The 16,088-nt window shown below is 58.6% G+C and carries 21 protein-coding genes and 1 pseudogene; 3 read left to right on the forward strand and 19 right to left on the reverse strand.

Translation table 11 applies throughout. The annotated features are described in order from the left end of the window. Positions 1–12 precede the first annotated feature (12 nt). From PUV47_RS04355 to PUV47_RS04440, 18 genes and pseudogenes are all read right to left on the reverse strand, one after another. On the reverse strand, positions 13–669 hold the full coding sequence (locus PUV47_RS04355; protein ID WP_274217242.1) for a DUF2460 domain-containing protein: 657 nt from the start codon (positions 667–669) through the stop codon (positions 13–15). A gap of 210 nt (positions 670–879) precedes the next feature. After that, positions 880–1,452, reverse strand: coding sequence for a phage tail tape measure protein (locus tag PUV47_RS04360; protein WP_274217243.1), 573 nt, complete (start codon positions 1,450–1,452; stop codon positions 880–882). 1 nt (position 1,453) lies between these two features. After that, a pseudogene (locus tag PUV47_RS04365) lies at positions 1,454–1,621 on the reverse strand (phage tail assembly chaperone); the annotation flags it as partial. A gap of 38 nt (positions 1,622–1,659) precedes the next feature. After that, entirely contained in the window at positions 1,660–2,004 is a 345-nt protein-coding gene (locus PUV47_RS04370) for a gene transfer agent family protein (protein WP_274217244.1), read from the reverse strand. Between the two features lie 10 nt (positions 2,005–2,014). Beyond that, positions 2,015–2,431 (reverse strand): phage major tail protein, TP901-1 family, encoded by a 417-nt coding sequence (locus PUV47_RS04375; protein WP_274217245.1) that lies wholly within the window; start codon positions 2,429–2,431, stop codon positions 2,015–2,017. Positions 2,432–2,456: 25 nt separating this feature from the next. Next, positions 2,457–2,876, reverse strand: coding sequence for a DUF3168 domain-containing protein (locus PUV47_RS04380; RefSeq protein WP_274217246.1), 420 nt, complete (start codon positions 2,874–2,876; stop codon positions 2,457–2,459). Beyond that, complete coding sequence (locus tag PUV47_RS04385) at positions 2,873–3,196, reverse strand: head-tail adaptor protein (protein ID WP_274217247.1); 324 nt, start codon at positions 3,194–3,196, stop codon at positions 2,873–2,875. The genes PUV47_RS04380 and PUV47_RS04385 overlap by 4 nt, the downstream gene beginning before the upstream one ends. Next, complete coding sequence (locus PUV47_RS04390) at positions 3,193–3,765, reverse strand: head-tail connector protein (protein WP_274217248.1); 573 nt, start codon at positions 3,763–3,765, stop codon at positions 3,193–3,195. The genes PUV47_RS04385 and PUV47_RS04390 overlap by 4 nt, the downstream gene beginning before the upstream one ends. Positions 3,766–3,819: 54 nt before the next feature. Then, positions 3,820–5,145, reverse strand: coding sequence for a phage major capsid protein (locus tag PUV47_RS04395; protein ID WP_274217249.1), 1,326 nt, complete (start codon positions 5,143–5,145; stop codon positions 3,820–3,822). A gap of 105 nt (positions 5,146–5,250) precedes the next feature. Beyond that, complete coding sequence (locus PUV47_RS04400) at positions 5,251–5,658, reverse strand: HK97 family phage prohead protease (protein ID WP_274217250.1); 408 nt, start codon at positions 5,656–5,658, stop codon at positions 5,251–5,253. A gap of 27 nt (positions 5,659–5,685) precedes the next feature. After that, entirely contained in the window at positions 5,686–5,988 is a 303-nt protein-coding gene (locus tag PUV47_RS04405) for a hypothetical protein (RefSeq protein WP_274217251.1), read from the reverse strand. An 83-nt stretch (positions 5,989–6,071) separates the two neighbouring features. Beyond that, positions 6,072–6,263 (reverse strand): hypothetical protein, encoded by a 192-nt coding sequence (locus PUV47_RS04410; RefSeq protein WP_274217252.1) that lies wholly within the window; start codon positions 6,261–6,263, stop codon positions 6,072–6,074. Beyond that, positions 6,263–7,441, reverse strand: coding sequence for a phage portal protein (locus PUV47_RS04415; RefSeq protein ID WP_274217253.1), 1,179 nt, complete (start codon positions 7,439–7,441; stop codon positions 6,263–6,265). The genes PUV47_RS04410 and PUV47_RS04415 overlap by 1 nt, the downstream gene beginning before the upstream one ends. Before the next feature lie 161 nt (positions 7,442–7,602). Then, positions 7,603–8,949, reverse strand: coding sequence for a DNA-packaging protein (locus PUV47_RS04420; RefSeq protein WP_274217254.1), 1,347 nt, complete (start codon positions 8,947–8,949; stop codon positions 7,603–7,605). Continuing rightward, entirely contained in the window at positions 8,885–9,409 is a 525-nt protein-coding gene (locus tag PUV47_RS04425) for a hypothetical protein (RefSeq protein ID WP_274217255.1), read from the reverse strand. Before PUV47_RS04425 ends, PUV47_RS04420 begins: the two co-directional genes overlap by 65 nt. Before the next feature lie 755 nt (positions 9,410–10,164). Next, positions 10,165–10,404, reverse strand: a complete 240-nt coding sequence (locus PUV47_RS04430) for a hypothetical protein (RefSeq protein WP_274217256.1) — start codon at positions 10,402–10,404, stop codon at positions 10,165–10,167. A gap of 188 nt (positions 10,405–10,592) precedes the next feature. Beyond that, the gene (locus PUV47_RS04435; protein WP_274217257.1) at positions 10,593–11,033 is read right to left on the reverse strand and encodes a DUF2867 domain-containing protein; all 441 of its coding nucleotides are present in this window, start codon (positions 11,031–11,033) and stop codon (positions 10,593–10,595) included. Positions 11,034–11,091: 58 nt separating this feature from the next. Beyond that, complete coding sequence (locus tag PUV47_RS04440; RefSeq protein WP_274217258.1) at positions 11,092–11,586, reverse strand: YcgN family cysteine cluster protein; 495 nt, start codon at positions 11,584–11,586, stop codon at positions 11,092–11,094. A 338-nt stretch (positions 11,587–11,924) separates the two neighbouring features. Between PUV47_RS04440 and PUV47_RS04445 the strand changes: the two genes are divergently transcribed. The 3 genes from PUV47_RS04445 to PUV47_RS04455 are packed head-to-tail and all read left to right on the forward strand — an operon-like array spanning position 11,925 to position 15,243. After that, positions 11,925–13,958, forward strand: a complete 2,034-nt coding sequence (locus tag PUV47_RS04445; protein ID WP_425313729.1) for a transglycosylase domain-containing protein — start codon at positions 11,925–11,927, stop codon at positions 13,956–13,958. Then, positions 13,955–14,656, forward strand: coding sequence for a DUF1214 domain-containing protein (locus tag PUV47_RS04450; RefSeq protein WP_274217260.1), 702 nt, complete (start codon positions 13,955–13,957; stop codon positions 14,654–14,656). The genes PUV47_RS04445 and PUV47_RS04450 overlap by 4 nt, the downstream gene beginning before the upstream one ends. Continuing rightward, the gene (locus PUV47_RS04455; protein WP_274217261.1) at positions 14,653–15,243 is read left to right on the forward strand and encodes a DUF1254 domain-containing protein; all 591 of its coding nucleotides are present in this window, start codon (positions 14,653–14,655) and stop codon (positions 15,241–15,243) included. Before PUV47_RS04450 ends, PUV47_RS04455 begins: the two co-directional genes overlap by 4 nt. A 62-nt stretch (positions 15,244–15,305) precedes the next feature. Here PUV47_RS04455 and PUV47_RS04460 read toward each other — a convergent pair whose 3' ends face one another. Further along, positions 15,306–16,067, reverse strand: a complete 762-nt coding sequence (locus PUV47_RS04460; protein ID WP_274217262.1) for a hypothetical protein — start codon at positions 16,065–16,067, stop codon at positions 15,306–15,308. Positions 16,068–16,088: the final 21 nt, after the last annotated feature.

Consider the following 16,088-nt stretch of genomic DNA (forward strand, 5'->3'; position numbering starts at 1 on the left):
GGAAGGGTCGGTTCATAGAAGCAGCTCAACAAGTGGAATGCTCGGTACCTGCCCGGCTTGAAAATGGGTCAAGCTCGCTTCCAGCTGGTCACTGTCAAAACGCACCGGCGTATCAAAAACAAAGCCTGCGGTGATTGTGCTGCCCCCTTGCGGGATGGCCTCCGCCGAAAAGGTGATCAGCCCCGTAGTGGCATCAAGGCTCACGGCGCTGCCCGGCGCGTCCCCGACCACAAGAGGCACCCCATCCACGGCCACGGCCAGTGTCTGCGCCACAGGCTTGGTGATCTTTCGGGAATAGGCCGCCGCCCCGCTGCCATAAGTCTTGGCCAATTGAAACGTCGCTGTCGCGCCATCTCCCTGTCCCAGCACAACATCAAGAGCCGAGGGCGACCCAGTGCTCATGGCCGTTGAATGGTCAAACGGGTCCTTGAACCTGAAACCATGAAGCCGCCCCCGAGCCTCTTCAAACAGCTCCAGCACGAGGAAAAGGTCACCAAGCGAGCGAATGCCGGTTCCTGCATCGTACCTGCGGCGAGAACCGGCCCAGTTCGAAGCCCGCACTTCGCCGCCATTCCCGAATGTCAGCACCCGTGTGCGTCGTTCTGGCCCGCCACTCGCCCCAAAGGAAATCCCAGGCGGAAAGGACTTTTCCAAAAATGTCATGGGCATTCAGCCTTTCTTTTGACCTGTCTCAAGGCAACCGCAGCGCAAATTGGGGAATGTCATCTCACCTGTTGGGATGGGATCGGAAGGCCGTGCGCTCTTGATATCAAAGAGAGTTGCGGCCGTTTTCATCCCCTCGGCAGAGCAGATTTTTCGGGCCCGTTGCCCCGAACCCAGATGCGTCGGTCCTTGAGTCCCTCCTCTTCAATGCCGACGTCATAGCCCGCGCTGTCCCCGTCCGACGGCGCGGGCAACAGCTGCTGCCACCTGGCCTTGCGAGCGCGTAAACCGTTCCACGTCCGGCGTTGAAATGTTGATGGTTACAGCGGAGCCTTGCGCACCGCCCGCTTCCACACCCAGTCGCCCGCCGGGGCCTCGCTTCAGCGGCAAGATCGCCTCTGGCCCTGCTTCGCCCATCACGCCAAGGCTTGCGCCGGTGCCGCTGCCGCCAATGGGAAAATAGGTGGGCGCTGACACCACACCGCCTTGCGCAAACGGCAGGACGGCACCCGAAGAACCGCCGGAAATGGCTCCGGAAACTGCGCCCGTTATCCCGGAAGCGATGGCCCCTTGAAGCGGTTGCAGCGCTGCTTGCAACGCGGAGCGAGAAAGCGAGAGCGCCGCCTCCGAGAGGATCGACCGTAAATCCTTGCCGGATACCACCGCAGCGGCGAGCCCGCCTGTCAACTCGCGCGAAAAGTCGGAGGCCAGACCTTTAAGCTCTGTGAAGGTGGTGCGCAGCTCTTCTGCATTTGCCACGCCCATATCATCGTCTTCAAACGCATCCATGTTAGCCCTCCCGATCTGGATACAGGTTCATCAAATGACGCAGCTCGTTCCCGCCAAGCGGCGCGTCCCGCCGCATAGCCCCCAGCGCAATCGCCAGTTCCCTTGGGGTTGCCTGCCAGAAATCGCGCGGACACCAGCCAAGGCGCGAGAAAGCCAAATGCATGGCCTCTTCCCACGGAAATGACCGAGCCTGTGGTGCCGCGCCTCCTACGGGGGGCTTTGGGAGCCCTCGCTTGTGGTGCCTTGATCTTTGAAGGTTACCGCCAGCAGGGCCTTCACGGCCCGCGCCATCCCCACCACTCCTTCAGGGCAGGTCATGGCTTGCAGCTGCGCGTTGCTCACTTCGTTGCCGCCCCCACGCAGGCCCGCTCCGATAATGCGTGTCAGGTCTTGGGTGCCCAGTTTGTGCTCGGCAAACCGTGTCACCAGCGCTTCCAGGCTTTCAGCGGCATAGGCATCTTCCAGTTCTGCCAGTGCGCCAAGGGTAAGCGCCATGGACCAACGCCTGCCATCAAGCTCAATGTCCACTTCACCGCGATGTCTGTTCGCCATGTCCCGACCCCTATGCGCTTGGAGAGAAGGTGAGTTGCCCAGCGGATTCCAGTGAAATCTCATAGGTAATCTCGCCGTTAAATTGCCCAGAATATTCAAGGCCTGAGATTTGAAAGGGGCCTTCCAGCACGCCGAAATCGGGCAGCACCACCTGCCATGTGGCAAAGGTGCCGGAGAAGAACACCTCGCGCACTGTGCTGTCGGCCGCCGCATCGCGAAAGACGCCTGCCCCCGAAAGGCTTGCACTTCGGGTGCCGCTTTGCGCCAGCAGCTCCCGCCACCTGCCAGCGCTGTCTGCATTGGTAATGTCCGCCGCAACCGCGTTGAGCGCGAACCGCCGCGAGCGCAGGCCAGCCACGGTTTCAAACGTGCCGGAGCCGGTCTGGTCCAGTTTCAACAGCATGTCCTTGCCAGCTTGTGCTGCCATGCTCACCTCCATTCCTGTTGCAAGTTCAGTTTTGCGGATCTTCAGGTTCCACTATGGCTCTGCCGGTCAACTCGGCGCGCCACGTTCGCCGATCGCGCAGAACCGAAATTGCCTCGCTGATCCCGAAGATCAAACAGCGCGCGCCGCTGTCCGTTGTCAGCGGGCCGGTGGTCAAAAGTGCTTTGATCCGGTCTGCAATCGAAGCCGCCTCAGTGCGGGTCAGCTCGCGCGAGTAGATGTTGATGGTAAACCGCAGCCGCTCTCCCTCTTGCGCGTGCCCTGTCAGGCTTTCGGTTTCGATGCGGGAGAGCGCCGCGTATGGCATGCGAATATGGGCTGGGGCCCCGTCCACGATCCGCCCGGCGCTGCCGCCCAGCAGGCTCACAAGTTGCGCATCGCTTCTCAGCGCGGTCACCACCGCCTCACGGAAACTGAGTTGGCTCATGGCGTTTCCTCCCGGCACATCAGCATGAGAAAACGCCCGCGCTGGTCCACGTTCACCACGGACAGAATGGTGAGGTCGAGCCCCACCCCCGAGAGCTTCCAGCCCGCTTCCACGCTCACGCCAGCGCGGATGGTGACACGAAATCGGTTCTGTTCCTCAAGCCTTCCCGCGCTTTCCCCCGCACTCTGCTGGGCCGCCTCCACCTTGGCCCAGACCTGTGCCTGAGCCAGATAGACCGCCTCATCATCACCATCACCTTTCAAGGTTGTGGTCGGCGCTGAGAGGGTCAGCGGCGTGTTGAGGGCACCAACCGCGCTCATATCTTCAACACCTTGTAGGGGGAAAGCGCGGCGGCAAACCCATGAGGGATCAGCCCCGTGAGCAAGCCATCTTCCACCATGTTGCGGCGTTCGTACCAGAACCCCATCAGCATCAGGATTGCCGTGCGCAGGCCCGCGGGCACATCCTCCGGCGCATCGCCATAGCCCGCTGTCACCTCCACTTCGATGCCGTTGAGTTCTCGAAGCGATGTGCCACATCCGGCACAGAGGCGAATCCGCGCCGGATTGCTGATGAGATCGGCCACATACTGCTCCGCAGTCAGCACGATTTGGGTGCCATCGGCATCATAAAGGTTCACCGCATCGACGCGGCTCACCGGAGCCATTGGCAGACGGATGATCCGATCCTTCGGTGGCTCATCCAGGTATAGACGCCACCCTTGGGTGATGAGAGCCCGCCCGCTGATGCGTTCCACCTCCTGCCTTGCGGCGGTAATCAGCCGGGTCAGCAGGCCATCTTCCAATGTGTGAGACAGGCGCAAATGGGCATGGGCGTCCTGCAGCCCCACCGGTTCTGATACCGGCGGCGCAACCAAAACCGCAGTCATGGCGGGCTCTCCTTTTGTGGGGTGCTCTGTGGCGAGAAACGGAAGGTCCGCCGGTTACGCGGCGAACTTCAGCAGCTTGATGGCGTCAAAGTCCTGCACGCCGCCGCCCACGCGCTTGGTGGTGTAAAACAGCACGTAGGGCTTGTTGGAGTAAGGATCGCGCAGGATGCGCACCCCAAGGCGATCGACCACCAGATAGCCGCGCGCGAAATCGCCAAAGGCAATGGGCGTGGTGCCGCTGCCGATGTCCGGCATGTCTTCCGCCTCTGTCACCGGAAAGCTCATGAGGCTTGCGGGCGCACCCGGTGTCACAGGTGGCTGCCACAGGTAGTTGCCCTGCCCGTCCTTCAGTTTGCGCAGGGCAGCCTGGGAGGAGCGGTTGAACACGAAGCGCCCGTTCTGGCGAAAGCCTGCTTTCAGCGCATAAACCAGGTCAATCAGTGCATCCCCGGGGCTGGAGGCGGCAAATGCGCCATTTGCGCCCGTGTTCAGCGTGCCGATGTTGCCCCAGGCCCAACTGTCTTCATCGACCTGCGTGTAGCTCAAGAACCCTTTTGGCTCATTCACCCCATCCCCGGAGATGAAGGCCGCGCCCTCTTTTTCCGCAAAAGCTGCTTCCACTTCCTGCGCAATCCACTCATCCACGTTGATGGCCGCATCATCAAGCAGCGTCTGCGTGGCCGCAGGCATGGCGTACAGCTCCATGGTGGGAAACGCCAGCTCAGCCAGATCCGGGCTCGCGGTCTGCGTGCGCGTTGCCGTTTCGCCGACCCAGCCACTGGCAAGGCCAGACCTGGAGAACGGCTTCTTGAAGGTGTTTGCGGTGATCTGCCGGTTGCCTGCAATGGCACGGATGGGCGAGACATTGGCCAGCCGCATGAGAATGGCAGCTTCCGTTTCTTCCGGCACCAGGTAGCCGCCATCTGCATCCGAGCCCACGGAGAGCGCTTTGACTTCCAATTGGCGCAGGTCATGTTCCTGCCCCTGACGGACGTAGCGCTCAAACGCCGCCTTGTGCTCGGTGGACGCAAAACCACCATCGGCGCTCTGGCGCTTGAGGCCCTCAGCTGCGGCCCCTGCCTTTTCCGGACGCCGGGCTTTGAGCGCAAGCTCGTTGACCCGCGCCATTTGCTTGTCCAGCGCCTCGTCCATTCGGCGCAGCTTGTCTTCTACAACCGTATCTGCCTGGGACTTTTTCTCCAGCTCCGCAAGGCGCTCATCATTGGCATGACGGTAATCTTCAAAAGCCCCCAGCAACTGGTCAAGGGCTTCGCTTGCCGTTGCTCCTGTTTGCCTCGGCGCGGCATCCGCCTTCACCACCGCTCCCTTGGGGTGAGCCAGATCCTTGGTTTCAAGTTGGGTTAATCGCTTGGTATTCATAGGATTATATTCCTCTATTTAAGCACTGGGAAATTGCAGAGCGGCACAACCTGTGGCCGATCCACGTCGCAATCATCTTGTGTGTCAGGAGTTGGGTTTAGCGCTTCACAGCACCGGTTGAAGCCGCGCTGATCGCAACAGCGGGAACGTCACCAGAGACACTTCCCAGAGATCCACCGCCAGCACCTCGCGGCAACCGGTGCGCGGATCACGACGGGCCTTTCGGGCCTTGAAACCGATGGAGAGACCGTTCAGCACACCGGCGCGGATCAACTCATTGGCTTCGCGCCCTTGCGCCACTCCATCGAGTACCTCACCAACCACGAACAAGCCCTCACCATCTTCGCGCATGTAGGTCCACTTTCCGATCGGCCGAGACGGGTCGTGCTGCCACAGCATTTTCACGTCCCCCGACGGGCGCATCACCAGTGAGCGCAAAAACGCACCTCGCTGAATGATGTCGCCGCCATCATCTGCTTCGGCAAACCGGCTGGCATACCCCTCAATCTGCATCAGCTCTCCTCCTTCTGATTGACAGGCTCACGCAGTCTGAGGGCCATTCGCTCTGGCACCCTTATCTCGCCTGCAGCAGATCTCGCGTCTCGTATCGCCGTCCTTTGCTCCGCATGCCGTGCGCAGCGCCGCCCCGTTGGGCAACACACCTTTTGCGCCCGGCATATCCGATGCCTGACCGGCCCCGCGCTTTAAAGACTTCCTGTAGCGCCGCCACGCAAGCTGCGCCTTCAGGCGCGGGGCCGCACACCCAAGTTGCTTGAGCGCCACCCCAACATCCTGCCACTTGCTGGAGGGCAACTCTCCGTAAAAAACCGCTAGTGTTCGCATTCAAACTCCCGAGCAAAACTCAAACATGAAGAAGTTATCTTCTGCACTCATTCTCAATCTTTGCAGATGACATGATTGGCCACTCACGACCACTCGTCGTCCCGCAACACCTTGTTCAGATGGGCCACTTCCTCCAGAAACGCGTCGAGCTTTCTTGCGCCGGAAACCAGTTCCTTCAACGCCCAAAGCAACAAGCTGGTGGAACTGCTTGCCCAAAGAAACAAGGTCAGGTGGGCCAGGTCGCCACGCTCACTCAACAGCTGCAAAATCTCCATCAGCGCTCCTCTTTCACCCCATACCCAACCGCCAGCCGCTTCTCGTCCTCCGTCAGAAAGTCCGCGCTGCTGACCCTGTCCCAAAGTGCGGACCGCTCCGCACTCAACGCATCCACCCCGTCCAGATCTGCCTCCAGTATAAAGGGCTGCTCATAGGCCGGGGATAACCACGCCGACAGCGCACCGTGCACCTTCTTTGCAAGGGGAATAACTGTCTGACGCCAAAACGCCCGGTTCGCTTCCTGATAGTTGGCATAGGTGTTGTCGCCCGGCAGTCCAAGCAGCAGAGGCGGCACCCCAAGGGCCAGAGCGATCTCACGCGCGGCCTGATTTTTGGCAGCAATGAAATCCATGTCCTTTGGCGAATGAGCCATGGGCTTCCAGTCGAGCCCGCCTTCCAGAAGCAGTGGCCGACCCGCATTCCTTGCCCCCTGATAATTGTCGGAGAGCTCGTCCTTGAGCCGGGTAAACTGTTCGTCTGTCAGATGCATGGCTTCGCCGCTGCTGCCATAGACCAACGCGCCAGACGGGCAGGCCGCATTGTCCAGCAGCCCCTTGCTCCAACTCGCCGCCGCGTTGTGAATGTCGAGCGGACCTTGCGCCGCTTCAAGCGCTGCAAAACCGTAGTAGTCATTGAGCGGATGAAATTGTTTCAGGTGTAATAATATTGCAACCTGCACACCCGAACCCTGAGTGATGCGGATGGTCTTGCCGCCCACAGTGTAGTCATAGGCCTCAACCCAGCCCTTAGGGCCGGGCACCACTTTCACCCGGTCAGGCCGGAGTGTATGCAGCTCGCGCAGGGAGCCTTCCAGCTCCACCGCCTCGATGTAGGCATTGCCAGACACCAGCAGGTGACCGAAGACCGTCTCCAAAAAACCGGAGGCATCTTCTCCCGGCGCGGGCTTGGCAAGAAGGTCCAGCACCGGGTGGGCATGGACTTCATGCGCGCCTTCCTTGACCACCAGCGGCAGGCTGGCCGCCGCCTCACTGATCATCCGTATGGCGCGATAGGCGATCGGGTTCTTCAGGTAACCTTCGCGCACCAGCGCGCCATAATCCCGCGGTGTCCATACAGGACGGCCCTGGGTCTGCATGGCGACGAACCGAGCTGCCCGCGATGCCTTCACCTCTTCAACTGGCGTGAAAATTCTATCAAGAACCTCTCGTAAGCCCATGTTTAAACTCCATTTTCAAACGCCACTTAAAGTGATGGTTAAAGTGGTTAAAGCGTTGATTCAAAACTTTAAGTTTCCGATTCAAGCACGGCGGATTCATGAGTCCGCTGAATCGGTTAGCCGGAATATTCCAGAAGCATTTGAGCGTGCTCCGGGCAACCTCATAGCGCGCGCATGCGCGGCTCCTTGCGGGCCGTCAACATCAGCTCGCTCAAAGCCCAGACCAGTGCATCCATTCGGTCAGGTGACTTGCCTGAGGAAAGCCCACTTGGCGCAAAGTCGGCCATCTCATCTTCCAGCTCTGGAAACAGTCCCACGTGGTAGACGCGGCCCTGCTCGTATAACAGCGCCACTGGTTCAGCCCGCCTGCGCTTTGATCTGGTCGCATGCACCAACTTAACCGGAATGGTTGGATCCACCCCCGCAAGCACCTCTCGGACCATCTCACCGCCCTGATTGGCTTCTGCAACGATGCAATCTGCACGCAACTCATGATAGAGATCGGTGGCCTGTTTTGCCCATCCGTTGGGACGCTGGCCGCGACTGGTCCGATCCCTCAGGATGTATGCTGTGCCCGCTGGATCTGTTCCCGCCGCCACGATCCCGCAGGCGTCTGATCGCTTGGTCGCGCTGGCCGGCGGATCAATGGCGACCACGATCCGCTCCATCTCAGGCCCCTCTTGCACACGCCCCAACTCAAACCATTTCCTGAGAAACAATCCGTCCTCACGGTCGGAAATCAGTTCTCCGTCAAGCTCTTGACGGCCAAGCCGGGTGCCGCCGTACTTGGCAATCATGGCCTCCAGAAAGCTGGGCGCCAGAAAGCCCGCATTGGCCATGGTACTCGCGCGCGTCACGACACTCTCTTTGTCACAGAGCAGTTTCCTCAGCAGCGGCACGACACGGGGTGTTGTGGTTATGAGCTGGCGCGGATGCTCACCAAGACGCAACCCAAACTGCAACATGTCATAGGTCTCTTGGGCGTAGCGCCACTTCGCCAGCTCATCACACCATGCTGCCGCAAACTGCGGACCGCGCAAGGCCTCGGGATCTTCGGAGGAGAAACACCGCGCCACCACCCCATTTGGCCATTCGAGGCGTCGCCGCGAGGCGCTCCAACTGGGGCGCTCGTGCCGTGGGTGCACCTGCATCACCCCCGAAATTCCTTCCACCATCACCTCGCGCACATCATGGTAGGTCTGCCCGACCAGTGCGATCTGCCCGCTCCCTCTTGTCAGGCCAGACTGCCCGGCCCACGGCTTTCCGGTAGCCAGCGCCCGTACCCACTCAGCCCCCGCCCGCGTCTTGCCCGCACCACGTCCGCCCATGATGAGCCAGGTCCGCCAATGCCCCTCGGGAGGCAGCTGATGGGGGTGCGCGAACGCATCCCATGCATGTTGCAGATACCTCAACTGTTGGCTGGACAAGCTGTCCAAGAAAATCTCAGCTTTGCCCTGCTTCACACAAGTGCGCAAGGCGCTTTGCAAGCTGGTCTCGCAAGTGGTCATCTGGCTCCTCCGCCTCCTGTGCATCAGGGCTGTGCGCATCCTGAAGACTGATCAATGTGTCCAGTGTTTTGGCAAGGCTCGTGAGCGTTCTGGAAAGGTGATCCGTCTCTGCCAGCGACACGCTTTCTTCTGCTGAAAGCTCCTTCAGCCGCGCTTCGATACGCCCCACCTGTTTTTCAAAGGCATTATAAAGACGGGCGATCAAACGCCCCCGCTCCTCCGGTTCAGCCTGCGCCAACTCTGCTGAAAGCTGTGCCTTGCGCAGCCACCCCTCCCGCCTGATGCGAGAGGTAATCGAGGATGCAGGCACCCCGGTCTCCCGTGAGATTTGAGCAATGGGCACCCCACTGGTTTCGACCCGGCGACGCACCCAGTCCCAGGTCTCTTTCGGGATCCGGCGTCCATGCACGCGGTCAATAGGGGGAGCCTTGCCAGATTGGTCAGACGTTTTTGTTGTCACCCGCACCTCCTGAACCCAGCTGCACACAGGCACAAAAAAACCGCTGTCCTGATTTCTCAGGTGCAGCGGTCATGCACATATCCGATCATTTTTTCGGAGCGCTACACGTCAGTGCCCGCTCACCTCTCTTGATGCCTTCCCTTTGCTCAGGCCAACTCAAAAGCACTAAGGGGGCGCTCAACCCCCTCGCCTGGCAGCATAGAAACACACCACCTGACAGCATCAAACCACGCCAACAGATCACCCCGAAGACGCGTCATTGCCTTCATGACAACCCCATCAGCATAGCCTTCTCAACTTGCCAACAAAGCCCTCAAACCACAACTCAAGGTGCAACTCACAGTTTTTCTAGTATGCCATAACACTATCAAACCAGCGTCATGCTGTCAAGAATTTATTCCTCATTTTTATAGATTATTTACGCTGGATAAGATATCCCCGTTTGCATAAATGGCAGGACGCCAAAGCCAGCGCCAAACTTCGCCATTGGCGGCGCAAGCCACCAGTTCGCGAAAATGACTTATCCCCCTCATCGGGCAGAACGGTCCATCCAAGCCTCAGGTAAATGAGTGGTGCTGAGGTACGATCCCGGTTCACGTGAGAAGAGGAAAGATCCGGGCACGGCGGCGCCTGCGCCTCGGGTTGCGCATCTGCGATATGTTGAGGGCCTCAGGAGGCCTCATCCAACGAAAAAGGGGAACAGCGGTCCCGCTGCTCCCCTTTTTGGTCGAAGTATCAGTTCGATGTCTTGGCTGTCAGCTGGCAGCAGCGCGGCGCTCAAGCACCTTGTAGATGATCAGGGCGATCACAATACCCGTCACGGAAAAGATGGCAGCAGCTGGGACCGCGCCAAACCGTTCAACAAGGAAGTTCACTGCATCAGCCACAGCCTTGCGACGGCTTCCGGTAGAAGCCACCATTTCACCCTGCAGAGCCAGATAGGCCAACACCTGGAACACGACCAAAACCACGCCGCCAGAAACAAACTTATTCATAAAAAGGCTCTTCATGACCTCTCCTTGGATCTCATGTTTTCTTGTTAAGCGAGAGATGCACCAACACATGCAACCTCCAGCTCGAAGTATGGCCGTGTAAATTATGCAAATGTCATGAGTCAAGAAGCCCCGCCGTTCCGGCACCCGTTTGTTTACGGATAAGCGGGAGAGCGCTTAGTGAGAATGGGTCAGGCGCGCGCAACCGAGCGGCGCACAATCAGAATATGGAACGGCATGATGGCGCGCAGGTAAAAGCGACCAAACAGGTTTTTGGTGCGCACCCAAGTGGCGGCGTAAGCCATACCATCCCGCACCATGATGGAGATGCGGAAGTCCAGATGCTTGTCATCGGTGCCGAGAATGATCTCGTTCTCACTGCGGCTTATTACTGGAAAAATGCCAATGGTTTCCGAAGCGGCAAAATGGGTGGAGATGCCAAAAGGCTTCACCAAGGCGTTCCGCAGACGCATCAGCTGGCTGACCCAAGCCGGAAATGTCATCATCCGCTGCGCCACCTCTTCTAGGGAACATGCGGTAGGCTTGGCGTAGCAGTCCATAAAATCCCCGGGCTTCTTGTGGCCATAGAGCAGACTGTCGCCGGGAAGCATCGCTGATTTTACTGCTGTCATTGTGTTTTACCCACCTTCAGGACCAACCGAAGCCTGCTACCGCACTGCGCCATCAGGCTTATTCCTCTTCAGATCCTTCTACCTGAGGATCTTCATTGGGCCAATACACCAAATGATCCTCATAGTCCTCCGGTTCCATGCCGTCTTCGGAGACGGTCTTTCCGCGAACCGAGATACCTGCGGCGTGGACTGTTTCCGGGTCCTTCGAGACCAGCGGATGCCACCAGTATAAATCATGGCCATCGCGCACCAGACGATAGGCGCAGGTAGGCGGCAACCACTTCAAATTGCGAACAGTTTCCGGATCGAGCTGCACACAATCCGGAACTGTTTCAAACCGGCGTTCATACTTTATGCACCGGCATGTGTGACCATCCAGAAGAGTACAGGCAACATTGGTCCAGTAGATGTCACCGGTGTCCCAGTCTTCCAGCTTGTTGAGGCAGCAGCGGCCGCACCCATCGCACAGGCTCTCCCATTCTTCAGGGGTCATCTGTTCAAGGGTTTTTGATCGCCAAAATGGCTCATCACTGCTAGAGTTGGGGGGTACCATCGTGATTTATCTCTATGCCTATATTCTAGTGTGCGTAGGAGCGGGATAAAGATACAGTGTAATGGGATCAACCCCGCTCGTCGTTTTAGTTTTGCGTATTTAGGCCAGAACGGATCAGGCTGTTGAAAGACGATCGTGATACCAGCGTAGAGCACAGCGCCACCCCGGACGCTGCTCATGGTGAAAATTCACAGCGGAACCCCCAGTCTCCGCGGAATGACGCTTCCTTTTTGCGAGGTCTGTCGCGACGTATGCTTGCGACCGACGCATGGCTTGACACGGCCCTCTGGCGCACCGGTGAGTTTTTAAGCTCAACCTGGCGCAGCTATTCCTCATTCATGAGGCGCTTCAGAGCGCGGGGTGCATACCGCGTACTGGCCGAAGTAGGTTCAGAAGGCACCACCTATCTTCTGGTAGGCCTTGTGGTCATGGTCGCTTTCGCCCAGCCGGCGTTCAAAGAGACTGAGGCCTCGGACTGGCGTACCACCGCAGACTTCTCTGTCACGTTTCTCGATCGGTATGGAAACGAGATTGGCAAGCGCGGCATCTTGCTCAACGACAAGATCCCACTGGAAGAGATTCCTGATCACCTCATCAAGGCGACCCTCGCCACCGAGGATAGACGCTTTTTCTCTCACTTCGGCATTGACGTGGTTGGCACCGCTCGTGCCATGGCCGAGAACGTTCGCGCCCGCCGCGTGGTGCAAGGTGGCTCCTCCATCACCCAGCAGCTCGCAAAAAACCTGTTTCTTTCAAACGAACGCACGCTTCAACGCAAAATCAAGGAAGCCTACCTGGCGTTATGGCTTGAGGCACGGCTGACCAAGCAGGAAATCTTGAAGCTGTACCTCGACCGCGCTTACATGGGCGGTGGCACATTCGGTGTCGCGGCGGCCTCTGAGTTCTATTTCGGTAAGGATGTCAGGGAGATATCCCTTGCTGAGTCTGCCATTCTGGCCGGCCTTTACAAGGCACCTTCCGCTTATGCCCCTCACAAGAACCTGCCAGCTGCCCGCGCCCGCGCCAATGAAGTTCTGACCAACATCGTTCAGGCAGGTTTCATGACCGAGGGGCAAGTTATTGCCGCACGTCGCAACCCAGCCGTTGCTGTTGACCGGAGCAAGGAAGATGCGCCAGACCATTATCTTGATTGGGCTTTTCAGGATGTAAAGAACCTTGCCGCGCAGTATCCGAAGCTGGGCGAAGACAGAATTGTTACCGTTCGCACCACCCTTGATCCCGGCTTTCAGAAGCAGGCAAAGACCTCGGTTGAAAGTACGTTGCGCCAGTATGGTGACCGCTATGGAGTTGAAGAAGCTGCCATGGCTGTTGTCACAACGACCGGTGCTGTCCGCGCAATGGTGGGGGGAAGAGATTACGACGCAAGCCAGTTTAATCGTGCGGCAGACGCCCTGCGCCAGCCCGGTTCAGCGTTCAAACCGTTCGTCTACATGACCGCTTTCATGAACGGTTATTCCCCTGAGAGCGTTGTGGCGGATGCCCCCATCAGCATTGGTGGCTGGAGCCCACGCAACTACAGCCGCGGCTATTCCGGACCTGTAACACTGAAAACGGCTTTGACCAGATCTATCAATACCATACCGGTACGTCTGGCGCAGGCTATCGGGCGCGACAAGATTGCCAATACCGCCTACATGATGGGCCTCCAGCATGAGCTGAAAATCACCCGCACCATGCCACTGGGCGTATCAGAAGTTACCGTCATGGACATGGCCAGCTCTTATGCCACCTTGGCGACCGGTGGCATCAAGGTGCAGCCTTATGCGGTAGAAGAGATTCGCAACTCAAGCGGGGAAATCATTTACAACCACGACAAGGATGCCCCTCGCCCACTGCGCGTTCTGCCGTTTGATAAGGTTGCCGAACTTAACGATGTGCTGGTCAATGTCGTGGAACGTGGCACGGGCCGCCGGGCGCGGATCGAGGGTGTGACAGCGGCAGGCAAGACGGGAACAACTCAGGCCTACCGGGATGCCTGGTTCGTTGGCTACACTGGCAATATGTCCGCCGCTGTGTGGTTCGGGAATGATGACTTTTCCTCTACCCGCCGTATGACAGGTGGCAGTTTGCCAGCCATGACCTGGGGCAACTTCATGCGATACGCCCATCAGGAAGTTACCCTCAAGCCCATGCCCGGCGTCGATGCGCCTGACTATCAGGCGACCAACCAGCTGCTTGCAGCCGAGGACGAGGAGATCGGCAAGGCACCAGAGGTTCTCAACGCTCAATCGCAACGGGTTTTGAAGGCAATTGGCGAACGGCTCGCGACACTGCATGAACCCTCCCGCCTGTCCGAACTCCAAGTCCAAGCTGCCCGCACCGTCGGTCAACAGAGCGTTCTGACCAGATGACGAAGATGCCAAAGATGCCCTCACTTGCGTTGCTCAAGCAGCCGCAAGAGCCTTTCTTTGATCCAGAGACCAGTTGGCAGAAGCCTTGGCCTCGCGTATCCCGCTTGCTGTACCGGACCTCCCTGTTCTCCTTTGGGCCGTTTGTCTTTTTTCTCCTTGTCACCATCGTGTTCGGGGTCGGCTCTGCATATATGGCATTGACCAAATCCTCGCCGTTTGAGGCCCTTCAAAGCGGCGTCTGGGTGGCTCACCCCAAGGCGGGCACGGATGCTGCGGACCCTTATAGTGCCGCCATTTTTGCACGCACCCTGCGCATCCCTCTTGGCAGCGGAGAGGGCCTTGCGTTCTATGCTGTGGTGGATGATCGCGGCAGGCTTCTCAACCCTTCCTGCACCTATACGATTGCAGGCAAAACTCCGCCTGCCCGTGTTTGGACGCTTACTGCGGTTAATCAGCAGCTGGAGTTGCTCGCAACCGATGCAGGCCGCAGCTACCTCAACAGCGAGAACCTGCTGCGCGACAAGGACGGCAGTTTTGAGATCACGGCCTCTCAAGACGCCCGGCCGGGCAACTGGCTGCCAACGGGAAGCGCGGGCGGCCTTGTGTTTGCGCTTCGGCTATACGATACGCCCCTCACCACAGGTGCGGGCATTGCAGGGCCGCAAATGCCTTCTATCCGACGGGGGGATTGCCAATGAGATTTCCCCATAGGCTCCGCCGTGAACTCATGAGCCCCAGATGGTATCTTTGGGGCCTTGCCGGGCTCCTTGTCGGGGGGATAATTCATATCCTCATCGTGCTGTCCGTCCCCACTCAAGTGCCGTTCAACATCTTCGACAAGGTGGCACGGTTCGGTCCTGACCGTCAGTTCCACATGCTTCCTCCCGTACTGCCGCGTACGGAACCTCTGGTGGATCTGGATCCAGCTATGCGTCATGCAATTTGCCGCTACCAGCTGGATGAAGGACCGATCCTGGTGCGGGCCGAAGTTTCCTCTCCGTTTTGGTCCGTCGCGTTGTTCAACCGCGAAGGCCAGACCATCTACAGCCTGAATGATCGTACCGCCGACAAAGGGGAAATCTCCATGCTGGTGATCACACAGCAGCAGCTTGCGATCTTGCGTGAGAACCCACCCGCAGATCTGGAAGAGATGATCATCATCGAGACGGAAGAGGTGGACGGGTTCGCTCTTCTGCGCGCATTTGTGCCAAGCGCAGCCTATGAGCCTCAGGTGCTTGATGGGTTGGAGCGGGCCGAGTGCACCTCCCGGATCAATCAGATTTGAGGATGCCGCTCAGGTCCAACCTTCTCAAAAGGATGGCCTTCGTTTCCGATAAAAGGGAATAATTATTTTTGCGGCGGTGGCGATTCCTGCCCCCAGCCCTGAAGCACGCGAGATCGCAGCGGCTCTTTGGACCGGCGGTCTTGAACCTCTTGCAAGCCGCAGCTGTTGAAGAGCAGCAGATATTCTTCGGTCAGGCGGTCATAGGCTTGATTGGCGTCCCACACCTTGTCTTGAGATGGGGTTTCCAGTTCCAAGGTGTTTTTCGCAATCCGATAGGCCTTCAGGCGAACGGTTGCCATGCCCAGCACCCAGCGCGTTACATCGTCATTCTCTTCAATTCGGGCGTAAACGCCTGCAATTTCGGCGGAAGTCGGCCCTGTACGGCGCTCCAGTGCTTGACGACGCTCGCGATCTGCCAGCGCTACACGGCGTGCCACTTCGCAGTAAGGGGCAATCAACGAACGGTCGCTGTTCATATCACTTATGATACGGGAATACCTTGTTTCGCTGGAGCGATACGTCTCCGAGCGCAGAACATCATAATATTTCTGCGGATCAATCCAGAGATACTTTTCAGGAAGGATACCGGTTCGGCGCAACTCAGTTGCTGTAATGCCGATCCAGTCCTGACTGCTGGGAGGCGCGATGAGCGCCCACGCGCGGTTGCGCATTTCTTCTTCGTCATCAGTCAGGTTGAAGATGGAGACATTCTGCTTGGTGGTGTAGCGAAGGGCTTGCCCAGCCTCGGGCAGGAGCGTGTCGTTCACGACCGATGGCGTGGCTCGGCCAAAGTCCCCGGTTGGACGTGTGCATGAGGCAACCATAACTCCGCAAAGCAGAACAGT

The organism is Pseudovibrio exalbescens, assembly GCF_028737195.1.
GTDB classification, from domain to species: domain Bacteria; phylum Pseudomonadota; class Alphaproteobacteria; order Rhizobiales; family Stappiaceae; genus Pseudovibrio; species Pseudovibrio zosterae.